The 20269-nt window shown below is 48.3% G+C and carries 17 protein-coding genes; 12 read left to right on the top strand and 5 right to left on the bottom strand.

From position 1 onward, the window contains the following. Nucleotides 1–283: 283 nt before the first annotated feature. From SYNC_RS06995 to SYNC_RS13565, 9 genes are all read left to right on the top strand, one after another. Nucleotides 284–1882 (top strand): iron uptake porin, encoded by a 1599-nt coding sequence (locus SYNC_RS06995; protein ID WP_083756071.1) that lies wholly within the window; start codon nt 284–286, stop codon nt 1880–1882. A gap of 177 nt (nt 1883–2059) precedes the next feature. Then, nucleotides 2060–3622 (top strand): iron uptake porin, encoded by a 1563-nt coding sequence (locus SYNC_RS06990; protein WP_041426553.1) that lies wholly within the window; start codon nt 2060–2062, stop codon nt 3620–3622. A gap of 103 nt (nt 3623–3725) precedes the next feature. Further along, nucleotides 3726–4643 carry a metal ABC transporter solute-binding protein, Zn/Mn family gene (locus SYNC_RS06985; RefSeq protein ID WP_237699179.1) on the top strand — a complete coding sequence of 306 codons (918 nt, stop codon included), beginning with the start codon at nt 3726–3728 and terminating at the stop codon, nt 4641–4643. Nucleotides 4644–4645: 2 nt separating this feature from the next. Beyond that, a complete protein-coding gene (locus SYNC_RS06980; RefSeq protein ID WP_041426551.1) occupies nt 4646–5422 on the top strand; it encodes a metal ABC transporter ATP-binding protein in 777 nt (258 codons plus the stop codon). Next, entirely contained in the window at nt 5415–6251 is an 837-nt protein-coding gene (locus SYNC_RS06975) for a metal ABC transporter permease (protein WP_011619419.1), read from the top strand. The genes SYNC_RS06980 and SYNC_RS06975 overlap by 8 nt, the downstream gene beginning before the upstream one ends. Nucleotides 6252–6336: 85 nt before the next feature. After that, a complete protein-coding gene (locus tag SYNC_RS06970; RefSeq protein ID WP_148201869.1) occupies nt 6337–6858 on the top strand; it encodes a thioredoxin domain-containing protein in 522 nt (173 codons plus the stop codon). A 6-nt stretch (nt 6859–6864) separates the two neighbouring features. Further along, nucleotides 6865–7713 (top strand): cytochrome c biogenesis protein CcdA, encoded by an 849-nt coding sequence (locus tag SYNC_RS06965; RefSeq protein ID WP_011619417.1) that lies wholly within the window; start codon nt 6865–6867, stop codon nt 7711–7713. Next, nucleotides 7710–8222 (top strand): sigma-70 family RNA polymerase sigma factor, encoded by a 513-nt coding sequence (locus SYNC_RS06960; protein WP_049750336.1) that lies wholly within the window; start codon nt 7710–7712, stop codon nt 8220–8222. Before SYNC_RS06965 ends, SYNC_RS06960 begins: the two co-directional genes overlap by 4 nt. Before the next feature lie 2 nt (nt 8223–8224). Further along, the gene (locus SYNC_RS13565) at nt 8225–8938 is read left to right on the top strand and encodes an anti-sigma factor (RefSeq protein ID WP_011619415.1); all 714 of its coding nucleotides are present in this window, start codon (nt 8225–8227) and stop codon (nt 8936–8938) included. Nucleotides 8939–9098: 160 nt separating this feature from the next. Here the strand turns inward: SYNC_RS13565 and SYNC_RS14315 are convergent, their stop codons facing one another. Next, nucleotides 9099–9299: a hypothetical protein gene (locus SYNC_RS14315; RefSeq protein ID WP_148201868.1), complete on the bottom strand. Its 201-nt coding sequence runs from the start codon at nt 9297–9299 to the stop codon at nt 9099–9101. A gap of 23 nt (nt 9300–9322) precedes the next feature. On the opposite strand from SYNC_RS14315, the gene SYNC_RS06950 reads away from it, so the two are divergent. After that, nucleotides 9323–11029: an alpha-keto acid decarboxylase family protein gene (locus SYNC_RS06950; RefSeq protein WP_011619413.1), complete on the top strand. Its 1707-nt coding sequence runs from the start codon at nt 9323–9325 to the stop codon at nt 11027–11029. Between the two features lie 784 nt (nt 11030–11813). After that, a complete protein-coding gene (locus SYNC_RS06945; protein WP_148201867.1) occupies nt 11814–12494 on the top strand; it encodes a DJ-1 family glyoxalase III in 681 nt (226 codons plus the stop codon). A 191-nt stretch (nt 12495–12685) separates the two neighbouring features. Here the strand turns inward: SYNC_RS06945 and SYNC_RS06940 are convergent, their stop codons facing one another. After that, nucleotides 12686–14290: a multicopper oxidase family protein gene (locus tag SYNC_RS06940; protein ID WP_011619411.1), complete on the bottom strand. Its 1605-nt coding sequence runs from the start codon at nt 14288–14290 to the stop codon at nt 12686–12688. Nucleotides 14291–14955: 665 nt separating this feature from the next. Here SYNC_RS06940 and SYNC_RS06935 point away from each other — a divergent pair. Beyond that, entirely contained in the window at nt 14956–15510 is a 555-nt protein-coding gene (locus SYNC_RS06935; protein WP_237699178.1) for a 2'-5' RNA ligase family protein, read from the top strand. Between the two features lie 17 nt (nt 15511–15527). Here the strand turns inward: SYNC_RS06935 and SYNC_RS06930 are convergent, their stop codons facing one another. The 3 genes from SYNC_RS06930 to SYNC_RS06920 form a co-directional block, all read right to left on the bottom strand. Beyond that, the gene (locus tag SYNC_RS06930) at nt 15528–16082 is read right to left on the bottom strand and encodes a CAAD domain-containing protein (protein WP_237699177.1); all 555 of its coding nucleotides are present in this window, start codon (nt 16080–16082) and stop codon (nt 15528–15530) included. 307 nt (nt 16083–16389) lie between these two features. Continuing rightward, nucleotides 16390–17232, bottom strand: a complete 843-nt coding sequence (locus SYNC_RS06925; RefSeq protein WP_011619405.1) for an ABC transporter ATP-binding protein — start codon at nt 17230–17232, stop codon at nt 16390–16392. A gap of 425 nt (nt 17233–17657) precedes the next feature. Beyond that, entirely contained in the window at nt 17658–19844 is a 2187-nt protein-coding gene (locus tag SYNC_RS06920; protein WP_237699176.1) for a mechanosensitive ion channel family protein, read from the bottom strand. Nucleotides 19845–20269 lie beyond the last annotated feature (425 nt).

Genomic DNA, 20269 nt, shown 5'->3' with positions numbered 1-20269 from the left:
TTTGATTCACCTGGATGTTTTCAATGATCACTAATTTGTCGGCCTCGCCGATTTCTTTATGAATTAATTGTATTGCTCAGTTTGCGGTATATTTTTATTTGAATTTTTTTTTAATTTAATTTCTGCTTTGTTTAAATGGCTGAGAATTTGCTGACAAATTGATGTGGCCGCTACGGATGTTTTGCAAATCTTGTATTTCTGCCAAAATATGCGAAAAATGCATTTCCACTCGTTTTTTGTAGTAAATGTTTCTAGTAATTCAATCTGATTGGTTATTATTTCCATGACGCATTTTGCGTCATCTTGTGTGAGGATCATTTTGAAACTTTTCCAACAACTGCTGGTGGCTCCAGCTGCCCTGGGCCTTTTGGCACCTGTGGCTGCAAACGCCACTGAGCTCAATATCAATGGTGTGTCTGACTACGCCGCCTCTGGCGAGCAAGTCACCAGCATCACTCAGTTTTCTGACGTTTACCCAACCGATTGGGCTTATCAGGCTCTTAGCAACCTGATCGAGCGCTACGGCTGTGTGGCCGGTTACCCCAACGGCACCTACCGCGGTAACAGGGCAATGACCCGCTTTGAAGCGGCTGCTCTGTTGAACGCCTGTCTCGACCGCGTCACCGAAGTGACCGACGAGCTGAAGCGCCTGATGAAGGAGTTCGAAAAGGAACTCGCCATCCTCAAGGGCCGTGTTGACGGACTTGAAGCCCGCGTTGGTGAACTGGAAGCAACTCAGTTCTCCACCACCACCAAGCTTTCTGGATTGGCAACGTTTGTTGTTGGTGCGAATAATTTTTCTGGAACCAAATCGAAAGCCGATCCTGCGAACAGAGACTTTGGTGCCACTACATTTAATTATGACCTCCAATTAAGCCTTGAAACTAGTTTCACTGGAAAAGATTTATTAATTACAATCTTAAGGTCAGGCAATTTTGGTGAGAACTCTGTATTCGGTGGCAATCCAAACGGCTTATCAACCCTAGAAACAGCATTTCAGGAAGATTCTGGTGCCAACTCTGTTGGTATCGACAAGCTTTACTATCAATTCCCCGTCGCTAACTCGCTGACTTTCACGCTTGGAGCCCGTGTTGGTCAGGAAGACATGCTTGCTGTTTGGCCTAGTGCTTATCCAAGTGATCCAATCTTGGATGTCACAACCCTCAATGGTGCTCCAGCTGCTTACAACAAAAACCTGGGACCAGGAGCCGGTGTTAGTTGGTCTACTGATAGCGGTTTCAGTATCTCTGCAAATTATGTTGCTGCTCAAGGTTCGAGTTCAGACCCTAATGCTGGTGGTATAGGAACTGAATTCTCTGAGGCTTCAGGCACGGTACAACTTGCTTATGAATCAGAAAACTGGAACATTGCCGCTATTTGGTCAGGCGTTCAAAGTCCATCTGAATTAGTTGGTGGATTCGGCACTACATTCGCTGCAGACAACTACTTTTCTGGCCGAAAAGCCTTTATGAATGCTTGGGGTATTGGCGGCTCTTGGCAGCCACAAGAGAGTGGTTGGATTCCATCAATCTCTGCAGGATATGGATACAATGCTTTATATGCTAAGAATGTTGGTGATGTCACAACAAGTCAATCATGGAATCTTGGCTTGGAATGGAGTGACGTCTTCCTGAAGGGCAACAATGCAGGCATGGCCGTAGGTCAACCCGTATTTGCTACAGATTTGAAGGGCGATGAAGTTCCTGCAGATGGCAACTATGTATGGGAATGGTGGTATCAATTCCAGGTCACTGACAACATTAGCGTTACGCCCGCATTGTTCTATTTAAGTCGTCCTGAAGGTCAGAATACTGATCTAAATGGTGGCGATGATACTTTAAGTCAGCTTGGTGGATTGGTAAAAACAACCTTCAAATTCTAAGACACTTTTTACATACATTTCTGTTCGTTATTCTGTTATGTCTTTATTTCCTTCCATTCTCGACTCCAAATCTCTTTGCCCTGTTTCTGTAATGGCAACAAGGCACTAAAGCCTCTATAGTCGAAGGCGCTTGAGAACGATTATCATTTTCAAGCGCCTTTCCGTGTGAGGCCCGTTTTGAAACTTTTCCAACAACTGTTGGTGGCTCCAGCTGCATTGGGCCTTTTGGCACCTTTGGCTGCAAACGCCACTGAGCTCAATATCAATGGTGTGTCTGACTACGCCGCCTCTGGCGAGCAAGTCACCAGCATCACTCAGTTTTCTGACGTTTACCCAACCGATTGGGCTTATCAGGCTCTTAGCAACCTGATCGAGCGCTACGGCTGTGTGGCCGGTTACCCCAACGGCACCTACCGCGGTAACAGGGCAATGACCCGCTTTGAAGCGGCTGCTCTGTTGAACGCCTGTCTCGACCGCGTCACCGAAGTGACCGACGAGCTGAAGCGCCTGATGAAGGAGTTCGAAAAGGAACTCGCCATCCTCAAGGGCCGTGTTGACGGACTTGAAGCCCGCGTTGGTGAACTGGAAGCAACTCAGTTCTCCACCACCACCAAGCTTTCTGGATTGGCAACGTTTGTTGTTGGTGCGAATAATTTTTCTGGAACCAAATCGAAAGCCGATCCTGCGAACAGAGACTTTGGTGCCACTACATTTAATTATGACCTCCAATTAAGCCTTGAAACTAGTTTCACTGGAAAAGATTTATTAATTACAATCTTAAGGTCAGGCAATTTTGGTGAGAACTCTGTATTCGGTGGCAATCCAAACGGCTTATCAACCCTAGAAACAGCATTTCAGGAAGATTCTGGTGCCAACTCTGTTGGTATCGACAAGCTTTACTATCAATTCCCCGTCGCTAACTCGCTGACTTTCACGCTTGGAGCCCGTGTTGGTCAGGAAGACATGCTTGCTGTTTGGCCTAGTGCTTATCCAAGTGATCCAATCTTGGATGTCACAACCCTCAATGGTGCTCCAGCTGCTTACAACAAAAACCTGGGACCAGGAGCCGGTGTTAGTTGGTCTACTGATAGCGGTTTCAGTATCTCTGCAAATTATGTTGCTGCTCAAGGTTCGAGTTCAGACCCTAATGCTGGTGGTATAGGAACTGAATTCTCTGAGGCTTCAGGCACGGTACAACTTGCTTATGAATCAGAAAACTGGAACATTGCCGCTATTTGGTCAGGCGTTCAAAGTCCATCTGAATTAGTTGGTGGATTCGGCACTACATTCGCTGCAGACAACTACTTTTCTGGCCGAAAAGCCTTTATGAATGCTTGGGGTATTGGCGGCTCTTGGCAGCCACAAGAGAGTGGTTGGATTCCATCAATCTCTGCAGGATATGGATACAATGCTTTATATGCTAAGAATGTTGGTGATGTCACAACAAGTCAATCATGGAATCTTGGCTTGGAATGGAGTGACGTCTTCCTGAAGGGCAACAATGCAGGCATGGCCGTAGGTCAACCCGTATTTGCTACAGATTTGAAGGGCGATGAAGTTCCTGCAGATGGCAACTATGTATGGGAATGGTGGTATCAATTCCAGGTCACTGACAACATTAGCGTTACGCCCGCATTGTTCTATTTAAGTCGTCCTGAAGGTCAGAATACTGATCTAAATGGTGGCGATGATACTTTAAGTCAGCTTGGTGGATTGGTAAAAACAACCTTCAAATTCTAAGACACTTTTTACATACATTTCTGTTCGTTATTCTGTTATGTCTTTATTGCCTACGTCCTTTCGTTCCAAAATCTTTTTTTCTATCCCAGGAGCTCTGCTGCTTATGGCGGCTCTCGTTTCCTGTGGCACTCCACAAAAATCAGATGGCGCCAGTGATCAATCCAAACTAAATGTTGTGACAACGTTTTTGCCGATCACTCTTTTTACGGAAGCGGTTGCGGGTGAATGTGCCACTGTTACGGCACTGATTCCACCTAATCTTGGCCCCCATGATTTTCAGGCCACACCATCTGATATCGCTGCTCTAAGTAATGCTGCTGTCTTGGTTAAGAATGGTTTGGGTATCGAATATTTTCTTGAAAAATTGACCGACTCAGCTGAGAACGACACGCTTCAGGTGATTGACACCAGTCGCGGTGTAGCTGTGATTCAGTCGGCTGAGGAGGAGGGAGGTCATCATCATCACCATCATGGTGGTGATCATGGTGGTGATCATGGTGAGGTCAATCCACACATCTGGTTAGATCCACTACGCGCTGTCCAACAGGTCGAAAACATCCGTGATGGTTTGGTGAAGGCCGATCCAGATTGCGCTGACGGTTATATGCAACGGGCGGCAGCATATAGCGATCAGCTGAAGGAGTTGAATGCAACCTTTGCCACCCAGCTCAAGCCTTTTCGTGGCCAGACCTTCATCGCCTTCCATGACTTTGCTCCCTATTTCGCAGAGCGTTATGACATCAAAGCTGAGTTTGTCGTTGACGTTCCCGAGATGAACCCCACTCCAGCGGATCTCCAACGAGTGTCCAATCAAGTGGAGCGGTCTCAGCTCAAGGCTCTGCTGAGTGAACCCCAGGAAGGTGCTCGCTCTTTTAACGCTGTAGCAGAGGATCTTGGAGTCAATGTGGTGACCTTTGACCCACTGGAAACTGGTTCGGAAGAAGCGTCGAAACAACCCGATACGTATTTTAAGGTGATGAAGAACAACGTGGCCTCTCTCATCAAGGCTTTCGGCGTCTAGTGATGAGTGTGAAAGAAGCAGTCCTAACGGTTCATGATCTCAGCGTCGAACGTTCCGGACGTTTGGCAGTAGAGGGCGTTTCATTTGCCCTCCCCGCTGAAAGTGACACGGCCCTCGTTGGTCCTAATGGAGCAGGAAAGAGCACGCTTGTTTCCGCTTTGTTAGGGCTGCTTCCTCACGCGTCTGGTCGTGTTGAGTTGTTGGGTCAGCCCCTTGATGCACATGGTTCTTTGCCGCGTTCTGTACGTGCCCAGATCGCTTATGTTCCACAAAACCTTGTGGTTCAAGGTTTATTGCCTCTCTCTGTTGCTGAGTTTGTGGGCTTCGGGTTTGATTTGCCAGGGCCCCGCCTGCCCTGGAGTTCAGGAAAACAGAGAATGGAAGCCGTGTTTACGGCTTTGGAGCGAACTCAAACCTGTGATCTACGCAATCGCCTGTTGACAGAGCTTTCTGGTGGACAGCTGAAACGGGTGCTGCTGGCTTTTTGTCTGGTTCGTCCTCGACGATTGCTGGTGCTTGATGAAGCGCAAGCAGGTTTAGATGTTCATTCCAATGAGCAGTTTCAACAACAACTACTGGAATTACGCCGTCAGGAAGGCTGGACTGTCTTGCAGGTGTCTCACGACCTTGAGATGGTTCGTCGAAGCAGCGATCAGGTGCTTTGCTTAAACCGAAGTTTGCGCTGCAGTGGTAGTCCTGAGGCAACCCTCAGTGAGGAGCGTGTGGGCGAGCTATATGGGCTGAATATGGCGTCTCAGCGCCAACAGATCTATGGCTGAAGTCGATTTTTTAAGCCTCCTGTCTGAGCCGTTTATGCAACGCGCCTTGCTCGGCGGCATGTTGACTGGTGCCCTTGGCGGAGTACTCGGCAGCTTTGCCGTTCTTCGGCAGCTGTCCTTTTTCAGCGATGCCTTAGGCCATTCATCACTGTTAGGAATCACTTTAGGCATTTTGCTTGGTGTGAATCCCACCCTTGTGTTGATTCCTTTTGCTGTTTTGTTCGCATTGCTTGTCAGTCAGCTGGTCGAGCGCAGCGCTCTTCCCACGGATGCCCTGTTGAACATTGTTTATTCAAGTTCATTGGCAATAGCAATCTTGGCGCTCAGCCGTGTAGACACCTACCGTGGAGGAATTCAACAGCTGTTGTTTGGGGACATCCTCGGGATTAGTCGGCTTGATGTTGTTGTTATTGCGGGTTTCCTTATTGCAAGTGTGATCTATCTAGGTCTCAGTATGCGGGCTCAAGTATTGCTCACACTCAATCAAGATTTGGCGGGTGCGATGGGAGTTCGTACCCGTTGGCATGGTTTAGCATTTATCATTCTTTTAGCAGTTGTTGTTGCGATATCAATTAAAGCAGTAGGTGTTTTGCTTATTTCAGCCTTTGTTGTGATTCCTGCTTGTGCTGGTAAACTACTTAGCCGAAGTTTTCCTGTTTATGTGATGATTTCATCTGCTATTGGTGGTGGGTGTGCCTTGCTAGGACTTTTGTTTTCAGGTTTATCAAATCTTCCTTCAGGACCTTCAGTGGTGATGGTTCAGTTTCTAGGTTTCTTGCTTGCGTTGTTACTAAATAGCCGTATACGTTCAAATTTGGACCCCACTTGAGAAAAGTCCATCTTTTGAACGTCAGTTGCTTTGCAGGGGGCTCTTAGCTGGTGTTGGGATGAACTTTGCTCTTTTTTGAATCCGATTGAGCACTCGGCCGGTATGGATATCCAGTGATTCAACTCTCACTTTGAAACAACGTGCTTTGGTCATCACCCTGCTGGGTGCTGCTTTTGTTCCTATCGCTGCAACTCTGGCACCACTTCCAGAAACACCCGTGGCGCTCTCTCTCTTAAAACCAGCAAAAGCAGCAAGCCCTCTCGCCACGTCTCTACAAGGGAAACCAGTGATGGTTGAGGTATATGCAACTTGGTGCAGCGCTTGCCAGAAAATCAAGCCGGTCCTGAACTCCCTACGCCAAAAAGAAGGGAACACAGTGCACTGGGTGCGATTCGATGTCTCAAACTCCACTGCTGCTCAGAACTCAGCTGCTCGAGCACAGAAACTCGGCCTAGGCCAATTCTTTAAAAGCAATCGGAGTCAAACCAGTTTGGTGAGCATCTTCAATCCAGAAACCGGTGCTGTAGTCAAAACGTTCCGTGCGCAGCCCAAGCTTGATCCTTACCTCCAGGCCATCAAGAAAACTCGTTCCATGATTGGTCGCTGAGGGGAAATGTCAACTTTCAGCAAAAATCACTGGATATCACGCCGCGCACCACTCTTAGTTCTCGTCCTGACCGCAGCGGTCGTTGTCGTTTCTGCAGGACAGCTTGAGTCAGCTGTTCTGTCCGTCAGTCAGAGCTATGCCGACTGGCTCACACGTTGGACTGGAACAAATGACTGGGCTGTTTTGGGTTTGCCAGCGCTGGCCTTCGGAGGCGGATTGATTGCCAGTGTGTCTCCCTGCGTGCTCGCGTTGCTCCCCGTACAGCTCTCTTATCTGGGTGCTCAAAAGCAGCAACGCCCGAACCCTGGCAAGGTGATCCAGTTCAGCCTTGGAGTGGTGACGGCCTACAGCATTCTTGGATTGTTCACATCCTTGGCAGGAGCACTAATCATTGATTACCGAGGTGGATTGTTCATCACTGCAGGCGTGATCGTGATCGCCATGGCTTTGCAGTTGAAAGGTTGGGGACCACGGTTTCCCTGGCATCGCCTAGACATTGGAGCCATTGCTGCGCCGGGATTGATCAACAGGGTCCCTGCAGGTCCTTTCTTGATTGGATTTACCTTCGCTTTGGTCACATCTCCCTGCGCAAGCCCTGTTCTTGCCGCCGTACTCAGTGCATCTGCAGCCACAAGCTCCCCACCTTTGGCAGTCGCAGCAATGGTCTTGTATGCCATTGGATACAGCATGGTGATTTTGCTAGCAGGGTTAGGTGTTGAACTCGGTGGTCTTCGCCGCCAGCTGCTCAAACGAGGTGATCAGATCACGGGAATCAGTGCCATGGTTCTGCTGACATTTGGTGGGATCTACCTTTGGACTGGGTTCCAGGATCTGGTGCTGCAGGGTCACACGTGAGCTCTCATGAAGCCATTAGTCCAGAGGAGCTAGCCCTCCTCTACGACGAACATTCAGCAGCTGTGCATCGGCTCGCCTTCAGCCTTCTCTCACAGCGACAGGAGGCTGAAGATCTCACTCACGATGTCTTCTTACGCTTGCAACGTGGGGGCTTCGATTCGAATCGTGGGGAAATCCGTCAGTACCTTTTGCTGCTGACCCGATCGATGGGCATCAACAGAATTAACAAACATCGCAATCGTCGCCGAATCCTCGAACGATTCCGGCCAGCTCACTCTCAGCAAGATCCTATGGATCTCCAGTCAGTTGATGCCCGATACCAACTTGAACGGGCCCTGGCTCAGCTCTCATCACGTGAACAACAGATCCTTGCCATGAATTATCACCAAGACATCAGTCAAAGCAACATTGCAGAATCGCTACATCTGCCACTGGGAACAGTTAAGACGATCAGTCGTCGGGCATTGCTCAAACTCCGTAATGCACTTTCATCACAAGAGGAAAACTAACAATGACTTCGCGCTCTCAACCGAACGATGAATTCAGCAAACGGGATGAACTGTTGGCCGGCAGTGTGCTGGGCAACCTCAGTCCCGAGGAGGAAAAAGCTTTGGCGACTGAATCATTTTCACCAGAAGATCAAACTCTTCTCGAAAAACTGAAAACAACACACAGCCGAATTGAGAAGCATTCTGCACCGCCACTTTCTGATGCAGTAAGAGACAGGCTTCTGAATTCGTCGAAGAAAAAAAGCACCTCCAACCCCCAGAACTGGTTGATTGGAGCCTTACTTCTGATCCTCGCTATTACTGGCGGTGAGCTATATCAATCCAAACTGCAGATCGCTTCTGAGAGAAGAGAAACTTCCGCAATCTCTCTACATCCTGGTGACCACATGGTGGCGCTGCATGCCACGAAAGCAGGAAAGATGCAAAACGCCCATGGGGAGGTTCTCATTCGTCCTGGTCAGGCAAGCAACCTCCTCACCTTGAACCAATTACCGCAGGCACCTGAAGGAAGGCTTTACCGCCTCTGGGCTGTGACGCCTGAAGGAGTTAAAGGCTGCGTTCACTTTCTTCCGGATCAGGGAGGAAATGTGGTGATGACCATCCCACCACAACCCACCGGATCAGCAACAAAACTGCTGATCAGCCTCGACCCCCTTTCATCTCGCGAAGAGTCGGATTCTCAACCAGACGAACTTGTGCTGACCGGCGCAATCTAAAAATTCCGATGAAACATAATCAACATCAGTCGCACAAGAATCTGGAGACAGTTCAGGGTTCACAACTTCAAACCAACGACAGCTTGAAGTCCTGTGTGGCTTCAGCGTCCACCTAGGCAAGTGTTGGTCACCTGGTTTGATTCCGCCTGTAGCCAAGAATTCAATGGCAGATTCCACGATTCGGCATAAAGCTGATGCCAAGCAGTGCTCGGTTTCTTAGTGCACCAGCCGCAAGACCGTGGGCACCAACACCAAGGCCATTCATAAAAAGCTGCCTCAGTTCATCGCTATGGAAAGTCTGCATCGATACCGAATAGGGGGCTATCTCATGGCCTACCGGTATGACCACGATCAGACTCAAGAAGTGATCCTTATGTCGGCTTGATGACTCCTTCTGTCGTGACGTATGCCCTAGATCGTTTAGCAGATCTCGGTATCGGCCATGTGTTTGGTGTACCGGGTGACTATTCCTTTCCAATCAACGATGCGGTGGAGGTGCATCCCCGTCTGAGATGGGTGCCATCAGCAAATGAACTGAATGCGGCTTACGCCGCTGATGGCTACGCCCGCCGTCGAGGAGCTGCCATCGTCTGCACCACTTATGGAGTGGGCGAACTGAGTGCTCTTAATGGCCTGATGGGAGCAATGGCTGAACGTCTGCCCGTGTTTCATCTGGTTGGCACTCCCAGTCTTCGGATCGTGCGACAAGGACTCATCTGTCATCACACCCTTGGCGATCGAAACTATGACCGCTTCGAGGCCATCTCCGCTTCTGCAAGTTGTGTCAGCGCCAGGCTCACTCCCGAAAACGCCGTTATCGAATTGGAACGGGTGATTGACAAAGCTCTGGAGCAATCCAGGCCTGCTTATCTCACCTTTCCGATGGATCTGGCTCTCATGCCGATCACCGGTACGCCGATCCAGGGTTCTCCTCTTGGTGTGATCGATCAACACGACAGTGTTTCCGCGGAACTTGAGGCTGTACTTGATCTCCTGGAGTCACGAATTGCCTCAGCATCACGTCCCGTCGTGCTCCCCACAATCACCCTCAAGCGTTTCGGTCTTGTGAATGCATTCGAGGAATTCCTGAAGGCCTCTGGCCTGGCCTATGCAACGACACCCATGGACAAGGCACTGCTCAGTGAGCAACACCCCGCTTTCCTTGGGATGTACAACGGCGGTCGGTCAACCCCAGCTGCCCTGCAAAGCGTTGTGGAGGAAGCCGATCTGGTGGTTGATATAGGGGGGCTGGTTTTGGAGGATCTGAACACAGGCCTATGGAGTGGGTCACTCGATCCCAACCGAATCGTTGCTTTGCATGCCGACTGGGTCCAAGCCGGTCATCAGGTGTTCACCAGTGTCAGCATCAGTGATGTCCTGGCAGGACTAACGAGACGCTTTCAGACATCGTCGAAACGCCTCTCTTACTGGGGAGAGCATCGACCAGTACGGCCCGCTCCCATGCTTCCCCTTCTTGGAGAGCCAGATCAACCCACCGATTCAGCAAGCTTCTACCCCCGCTTGCAGCAATTTCTGCGCCCCAACGACCTGTTGCTATCCGATACAGGCACATGCCTGTTGAAACTCAACGCCATCCGACTACCGGACGGCGTGACTATGGAAAGTCAAACCCTCTGGGGATCAATCGGATGGGGCACACCGGCAGCTCTTGGATGCGCTTTAGCTGAACCCGAGCGTCGGGTCGTTTTGGTCACCGGTGATGGCGCCCACCAGCTCACCGTGCAGGAGATCGGGGTGATGGGCTTCACTGGGGTCAATCCTGTAGTGATCGTTCTGAACAATGGTCTCCACGGGATAGAGGCGTTGATCAGTGAAACGGGTCATGCTTACAACGATTTGCCCCCTTGGCACTACGCAAACATTCCTGCTGCCCTTGGCTGTAAGGATTGGTGGAGTGGACGGGCTGCAACCGTTGCGGAACTGGAGCAAGCATTGGCCGCAATCAGTGCTCATCAAGGAGCTGCTTACCTCGAAGTGGTCATTCCTGCTGAAGAGAGCCAGCCCCTAGCGGAGGAGGTCATTGAAATCTTTCACCAGACGACGACTCCTAAATCGGCGTTAACTGACTAATGGCTATCCATATGGCAATGTCTAAAGGATCAGCTGTCCCTGGATGGTGGTCATCCGTTTCGATCTCCAGAGTTGCAATTAGTCCTAAAAGATGGGCCAGTTAAAGAATTCTATAACTCTAATCACCCGTTGCTGAGAGGGCGGACTTCAGATCGAAATTTTGATGATATCTAAGACCAATTGAACCAAGATCTAGGGACTGCTTGCGGATAAGTTCTCCCGTGAAATTGCAATTTCAATATTTCCTGCAGCGACCACCAAGGCCAGCATTGATCTCGCTTATACGCTCAGATTCATGGCATTCATTTGACAACCTTGATCCTCTCTGAATTGCCTTTTGGGATAAGTACATTGGTTCGTGATTGCAGAACTATCCTGCAAGTGAAGTTTGATGTTGAGCTGATGCCACCCCTGAAAGTCTCCTGATTGGGGATATTCAGGCACTACCACTACCACTACCGCTAGAGACCTTCAACAACAAGGAGCTGGTGGCGATCCTAAAAACTCCTTCGAACTGAAATGATGATCATTTCCCGTTATGGAGACGCACTGATTTTGGCCGAGGTGTTGCATCGCAATCACAGGTGAAATGAAAATCGTTTCCTTAATGATTTTCGATGACGTCTATGGCTCTGCTGAACAGGCGAGAATTCTTCGCTTGGTTCTTTGCAGGCCTCGGTGCAATCGGCTTTCAGATCAGCTTTTCCAACTTCTAGGACTAATAATGGCATGACGTGAAACGATCAATTAGCGTGTAGAAGCTGGGCTGATCTAACAATTTTTTTTGACATTGTCCAATGTCCAGTCATGTTTTATGGGAATGTTTAAACCATCAAAAAGTATGAAAAAACAAGCTTTCCAGGGCAGATACAGAGCATTGATTCCTGTCGCCAATGGCAACGAGGATCTCGAAGTGATAGCAATGATAGATGTGCTTCGACGTGCTGATATTGATGTTGTGATTGCTAGTGTTAATAATGAAGAGACAGTTACACTGATGAAGGGCAGCCGCCTTGTTGTGGATGAGCCTCTCGTGAATGTTGTTCATCAGCAATGGGATTTAATTGCAATGGCAGGTGGTATTCCAGGTGCAATGAACCTTGCAGCATCAACGCTGCTGCGCGAAAGGCTACGTCTGCAACATAAAAACAAAGGCATCATAGGGGCGATTTGCTTGTCACCTGCACTGGTACTCAAGCCAGCAGGTGTTTTAGATGAGATGAAAATAGTTACTGGCAATCCCTTAGCAATTAAGACTCCAGAACAAAGTTGGCCTGCTGACCATTTCACAAGCATTCTCGGAGATCGGTTTGATGCAACGTTCAGGGTAATCAGCGATGAAGAGCAACAAATCGTGCTTTCGCAAACGCCAGGAACAGCAATTGAATACGCAATTGCAATGGTTAAAATGCTTTGCGGAGAAGAGCGCGCAAATGCCATCATCAATTATTTTTTAGTGCGCTAATGGATTAAGCCGCTGCATTGATTTCAAGTTGCTTGCTATCTTTTGAATGGATTGATCCCTAGCCTCACTTTTGCTAGTGTTGATCGTCCTAAATCGATGGTATTATCCCAGCAAAACGATACCAACAACTCCAATTGATTGAGGCTGTGAATTGGCGATTCACTCAGTTGAATTGCTAAAGAGCTGATCGCTTAAGTTTCAAAACGCAGGTGTTCGTGGCTGAAGCCAGTTGTATTCCACCAGCTCAAATCAGCGGAGCGATATGCCACCACGTTGAACATGCCGCGCACGTGGTGATAGCTGATGTGGCAGTGGAAGGCCCAAATACCTGGATTATTGGCATCGAAGGCAATGCGGCAAGTCCCCCCTTTGGGCACATAAACGGTGTCGCGCATGGCTCCGGCCAAGGGCTCGCCATCAATTTCAACAATTTGGAATTCGTGGCCATGCAGATGCATGGGATGCCCCATCGGGGTGGGATTGGAAAACACCATTTCCACCCTTTGGCCTTCTTCAACCCAGTAAGGATCGCGGTAGGGGTAAAAACGATGGTTTAGCCCCCAGGTGTATTTGGGAGCAGGTCCTGTCAGAGCAATGGGGATCGTGTTGTCAGCAGCACGATCAGTCAGAGGTTTTTGTGCCCTTAGCTGCTTGTCCTGGTTGAAATCGAGGCGACCGGTCCACTGATCCGTTTGCGGTTCCAACTCGGGCGCGCTGAGCTTCGGGTTGCTACGCAGCACAACGCCGCAGCGCAGATTGCTGCGTTCACCTAAGGCCAGTAATGGAAAAACTCCAGGTGCATCCGGCACCTTGACGCGTAGCGTCAAACGCTGAGCCGTAGCGAGTTGAAACACCGAGCCGTTGATCGGCTCCACGGGATTGGCATCGGTGCGCAGTAGCTCGCCTTCGAGATCACCAAGGTCGAGGAAAAAGCTCATGAAGGCACTACCTGCAATCCAACGGATCGCCACGGTTTCACCAGGCTCCACATCAATGATTTCTGGAGCATCGAGGCTGCGTTCATTCGCCAGCAGCGCGTCATAAACAACATCCGGGGCCATCATCAAGACCCCTTGCTCACGTTTCCAACAGAAGCGTTGATTTGCTTGATCCCAATGCTGGGTGAGCAGCATTCGCGGCTGATGCCAAGCGAAATCTGCCAAGTTTTTTGCCATGGCAGTCCCGCCACCGCGCTCGCCAGCAACGACGTTGTTGAGGATTTGGTTAGCGGGCGTGTAACTGAAATCACGCAGCATCACGGTGATCGTTCGATCAGCCCAACGTTCTTGCTCCTCATTGAGGATCACAAAAGGCTCAGCCACGTAGTTTTGGGTCTGAAGGCCATAGTGCGAGTGCATCCAGAAGGTGCCGTTTTGCACTAGCGGGTAGTGAATTCGTTGGCGTTGTCCAGGCGGAATTGGAGGCTGCGTGACAAACGGCACTCCATCCATGGAATTAGGAAGAATCAACCCATGCCAATGCACCGTTGTGGGTACCGGTAATTGGTTGATCAGTTCGAGATTGACGCCTTTGTCTTGTGAGGTGGTGTATCCCCGCTTGCCATCCAGCTGACGAATGCAGCCGCGAACAACGGATTTCCCCAAAACAGTAATGGGCGCCGTTGCTATTTCAAGGACAACAGTCTCTGGATTGCGGGGCCGCTGGAACGTCGGCTGGCTGATGAAACGCTCCCATGCCGAGCGAACTTTGGCTCTGGTTGTCCTGAATGCTTCCAGGCTGACGCTGCCCACAAGAGCGCTCAGCATGCCCAATTGCAAAAAGGAACGACGAAGCACGAACTTATGAGCCAGTTCTCACGTTTTAATGACGGTTTCGTGGTGGATGCTGATATAGCTTTCTTTTGTTCAGCATTGATGGCATCAGCCCACCTTTCTTTTTTTTGATTCGTTTGAAATGATCTGTCTCGGATTCTCTTAACTCCTCGCCGTTATGCGTTTATTTCTGCTCGCTCATTCATTCAAATAACTCATCACAGACTTATTCTTTTCTGATAATGATCTTTTGATTCAAGTGCTATTTCGATCCTTTTTGCGCAATTCTTTCTCTTTCTGATTTGGCAAATTTTTGGAGGTGTAGATCTCTAAACACGTGCGACTGGTGTTGGTTTGGTTGAGGGATTTGAATTATGAGATCACTTTGTTTCGTTGTAGATGATGGGTGACTTTGCTAGTTGTCAAGATCCAGAGAGTGTTGTTGATTTGTAGCTCTGCAATTTATCTTCTTTCAATCTTCTGCATCTGCCTGGTGGCATAGGCACACGATCGGAATTCCCAATCAGCACCTACTCGATTGGTTGAAACAGCAATCGGAGCGATTTGACGATGATTGAAACTGGGATCCAAGCTGCGATCCGTTTGACCCTTGCCAGCTGGTCCCTACTTAAGGGATTGTTCTTAGGTCAACAGAACACCACTGCCCACATCTGTTGCTCCCACCAGGATTGATAACGTCTGCACAAGCCGTGTCGTATTGGCTGCTTCCCGGCCGGGAGGATCAGGCGGCATTGGATCAGCTTTCGGCGCTGGCCTGTCAGGCGGTTGGGGCTTGCACATTGCCTCCGCATATCACGCTCTACAGCGAGCCTCTCGATGGCGAACATGACACCAGCCAAAAGCAAGTTGTCGATCGCCTCCAGCAGCTCGCCGATTGCCGTAAGCCTGTTCAGCTTTGGCCTAGCACCATTGAAGCCACTCGGATTTACACGCAGAGTCTTGTTCTGCGCTTCAACGCGAGCGCCAGGACGGAACTACTTCCCTGGTTCAGCCAGTTGCGTCAGCGCTCAGCGTCTGAGTTCGGCTACCGACTTGATCCGCACCTGAGCTTGCTGTATTGCAAAGACACTCTTGAGCGAAGGCAGGAGCTTGCTCAGCGACTTCCGCTTCCAGAAGGTCCACTGTTGTTTGAGCGGATCAGCGCAGTTACTCATCCGCTAACGATCAGCGGCCCGGCAGATATTGCTGCATTCATCACCATTCACACCTGTTCTTTGGCTTGATTCCATTATTAAGACGTTCAACCAAGAAGTTTCTTTTTTAAAAGTGCAATACGCGTCAATAATTCAGCTCTCTTTTGTTGCTTCAATAGATTGACTGTCACAAATCGAACCAACGCAACAATCCCAACAAGTTCTGCAACACCTTGAAGTACACCACCAAAAAGAGGTAGCTGATTCATTGATTGCAGCAGATTGAACGTCATTAAAAGTGCTAAACCAAGCAGGAATGCTCCAAAAATGGAGAGAAACACTGGATAGATCTGCTTAAAACCTTCTAGATTAAGCCCTCGTAACGTCTCCATCCCTTGTTGGAGATACTCAAAAAGCTGAGAAGCGTTTGGTGCAATCTCTTTGCTGTCCAGGTCCTGGGATGAAACAGCACCAAGTTGACCAGCTTCTGGAGCAACATCTATAACTGTCTCCGGAAGCGATTGAGCTTGTTCTCCTTCCGCTGAATTCAGCTCGATCGGCGAGACTGCATTAGGCTCCTTGAACGGTAACTCCTCTTGATTGGCTGAACTGTCTTTCTCCATTTCACCCATCAATGACATGTCTTCACTATGAGCGAACATGATGTGAGAAGAATGTGGATTTAAGGAATCATTAAATCTAAACACAAATCTCATCGTAAAGTTTCCAAAATGCAACAATGCTCCACCCTTGAGGTAACAAATGTACATTTGATGGGGTCATTTCTGGAAAGGGTATTAATTGATGGCTTAATCATCTGATGCTTTTATGAGTCAAGGTGGGATTGCAATAGGCTTATTGCTTTATGGCTGGAGATAATCAATGGCAACGGCTCTGCCTAGAGGGTCGTTGCGTTCATAGCGTTTTGAGAACAACAGTATGGTGTTGAAATCGAGCAAGCATTGATTTTTATCCTGGCAGAACCTGTCTGTAACCCTTGTGTTCAAAGACATGTAAGGGAGTGGCGAACAGATTGCTCAACTTATGATCCAGCAGTAATTGTTTAGGAGTTCCGTCCGCACAGAGTCTTCCATTTTCAACGAACAAAATTCTGCTCATTTCCGGAATGATGGTGTCGATGCGATGTGTGATCACAAGGAGAGTGGTGCCTTGATGGCATAGCTTCCTCATGGTTCCTAAGAGTTGATGGCATGCCCTGAGATCGAGAGCTCTACAGGGTTCATCAAGCACTAAGACCTTGGGATCGTGCACGAGTGCTCTTGCAATCATCAGCCGACGACGCTGGCCATCTGATAATTGTCCGAAGGGTTGCTCCGCAAACGAAACAAGATCCAACTGCTGCAGAAGCGATTTACACTTTTCTAGTTGTTGTGGATTAGGGATCTGGTCTCGCCCCAGTCTTGTAGATCCAAAAAAACCGCTTAAAATAAGTTCTTTAGCGCAAATTTGTGGTGAAAAACGCGTCTCTAAATCACTGCTTATAAGTCCAAGTGATGAGCGCAACTGCCAAATATTGATCGTGCTTTGACCAAACAGTTTGAGATGAGAATTGGGCCTCACTAATGGGTAAAGGTTGCGATTGATGAGGTTTGCTATGGTGCTTTTGCCTGCGCCATTAGGTCCTAGTATCGTAGTTGATTCTCCAATTCTTAGTTGTAAGCAAAGATCGTGAATAACTGGTCGGCCACCAAGCCAAGCTTCTACGTGATTGGCGTCAAACCATATATCTTTCATGATTTCCGATATTATGCTGATGACAATTGTAGCAATCTGGTTTAGTGATGTTTCCACTTGAGTGCTGAATTTAAAAATTGATTTTCAACTGTTTTGTCAGATCCGCTGCGACGTAGCCTTCCTTCTCTTTTTTGGCTTTTTGGCCCGTGACGTGTTGCAAAATACTTCGGACCTATTCACATCAGCACCCAGGATTGACGTGACTTAATCACCCGCATTCGAATTCCAACCTAGATTATTGTTGGTGTAAATAGCGTGGTCCCATAAGCGAGTCAATGCTGGATTCACACCCAGATTCCTAATTCTTTGCGAGAGATCTTTCCAATAGAAGCCGGAGGCCATCACTTCTCATTTCCAGAAAACCCAGAATGCTTTGATATTGTGCCTATAATGCTCATCAGGGGATTGTTAATATAATGCATCTATATGTCTAAATCACATGCACTGCTGTGCTTTCTCTCATCCCATCAAAGGTTTAAAAATTAATCAATGATTTTTTGGGTGCTAGTTCCACCTTCAGCATATTGATCATTCTGCTTTGAGAAGCGTTCGGGTTGTGATTCCAGTTCAATTGCTGTTGGGAAGGGAATCACAATCTCTGCATCCGCCATCGCTTTAAGTATTTTGCGGTTGATCAGATCGATTGAGTCTTTGAACTGTGTATATGTCAGACCTTGAGAGAAGGTATGGCATATGAAATCGTAGCTGAATTCAGAGATATCCATCAAACGGCAGGCTTTTAGCTCGAAGCCAGGGACGTCGTCAATGATGCTTTGTAGAATTCCCGGGATTGTGGATAGCTTTGAATCTGTTGTGGCGTAGGATACTGATAACACAAAATGAGATTTTTCAACTTGAACAATGAGTTGATTAAGTGCCAATGTGAGTGATTCAGTTAACTCGATATAGTCTCGCCAGTTTGATACCTTGATGAGCCCGATGCAGCGAAGGATTTGCTCACCTCCTGCTTGAAGTTCAACAGTGAGACAAGGATGACTGAGGTCTACGCGATTGTTGGCAAAGGTCCTTGACAGCAACAGCAAATCCGAAATCTGATCTGGACTGAATGGTGATTGACCTTCAAGATCAAGTTTTAATTCCAGTCCTTGCATCATCGATGTATTGGACTTGAATTGATGCCTTGACAGATTGTTTACTACGCAGTCTTCAGCAACTGCATTGGGAATGGTGATGATTCCCGTTGCAGTCTCTATCTCGACAGAACGCAAACCAATTTTGGTGATGAAACCCTGGTCATCTCCAAGTGCGCAGAATTCGCCTACGCGTAAGGGCCGATCGGTCTGTAGTGATAGACCCGCAAATAAATTACCTAGCAACTTGGATGCGCCTAGGCCAATTGCTAAACCAGGGACTGTAGATAGGGCAAGAACAACGGCTGGTGATAGTCCGAGTTGGAGCAGCATCCGGTAAATCAGTGCGATTGCGACAACACCGGAAAGAACGCGACAAATGGGCATGATCCGATTGCTGGTTCTTGACAATTCCCAGACCTCGTGACTCCCAGACATTCGAACAAGAGTTTCTGATGTTGATCGTCCGAACGCTTCAAAAAAGAGAAATACTAGAATCACGAGGAAGCTGAAATACGTAACTTCAAACATGATTGTGAATATCATCAGTGGTAAGCCTGTGAAGTTCAGGTATTCATCAATGAATACTTCGGTTAATTTTGCTAAGGGAACCAATGGCAGAACTAGCGCTGCTCGTTTCCAGGCAAGCGAATCCATCAGCCAAGCCCTAGATGGATCCTCTGATTTCTTCTTGTAGGTTTGAATTAATTGATGAAAGAGTATTGCGGTGACAAGTGCAAAGATGCTAAGTGCAATAGCCGCTAAAGTAACTTGAAATAGGGTTTCACCAAATAGGATTTCTGTTTCTATCGTACTTCTAATTCTACTAGGTAACTTCAAATACCACTTCGGTGGAAAGAGATGTCCGGGTGTATGGATAAAGTCCTGGTAAAAAGTAGTTGTTGCAAATTTTTGGCCTTCTATATATTCAAATTGATCCTTTACTTGCTCGTAGATGTTGGATGCATTGGCAACTGTTGAAGCCGAGAAGAAAAAATTGCTATTGATTGGATTCTCAGGCAGCTGACTGCTGAGCTCAATCGATGAGCCAGGTAGTGTCCATGATTGTGTCTGCTTTGATCGATTTTCATTCAGTGCCTTCATTCCACTGGCGTCTGGAATGGTGATTATTTGGCGGCTGTTGTGGAAAATGAAATCAAGTGCCTGTTTTAGTTGAATGGCCGCTTCATCTTTAAGGTAGGAGCGCACACCTAGTGGGAAGGATGATCCATCTAAAGCAGACACAGCTGCATCAAACAAAGCTTCTGCCTCTTCCATCTCGGTCTGTGTTTGACGAGTCCAGAACAGACCTGGATCATTCAAATGGTTTTCTGTAACCTGATCAATGAGAAGCCCAACATCTGCCATCACGGCATAGAAGTTCAGCAATGTGTCTCTTGGCGTATCGCCAACGACCTGACCTAAAGGAGTGTGTAGCCAAAGATCGGCTCTTTGTACGAGCTCCGGATAAAAGGGTTGATTCTCCAGTGGAATCACTGGCAGAGAACTTTCATGTCTGAGATTCAGTGGTTGATGGTCACTGCTTGGTGGCTCTGCAAAGGAGGGCAGCCCAGACACAATCAAGACGCAGCAAAGACCAACTAAAAAAGACAACACCAGATTGTTCCTTTTCAAGGCCAGTTATCGCAGACGCAGTCTCAGCATATTGAGCATTCCTCTACAGGTTCCCAATCTTCAATCAATATCTGAAATTCATGGCTAAACCGCTTCGTGGAATTTTTGACCTTTGAATCCGTTGTCCGAGGCAGGCATTTGCTTGGTCGTGTCTTCTCATCCCTCCTCTGGTACCAATGCGGCCTTAACGTTGTAGATCTGAATGCTGGTTACAGGCACAAGTGCCATTTGATGCCCATCACGAGATTCATTCTCATTGTTGGCATTGGCCTTTGCTGAGAATGCTCTCGTTAAATTCAGGCCCATGCAGCAGACCTGATTAATCGCTGGCCCCCCCCCCCCCGCCGGTTGCGGAAAAACCAATTGGA

Source organism: Synechococcus sp. CC9311 (assembly GCF_000014585.1).
In the GTDB taxonomy this organism is placed as follows: Bacteria; Cyanobacteriota; Cyanobacteriia; order PCC-6307; family Cyanobiaceae; genus Synechococcus_C.
The sequence above is the reverse complement of the archived record's forward strand: the minus strand, read 5'-3'. Positions and strand labels throughout refer to the sequence as shown.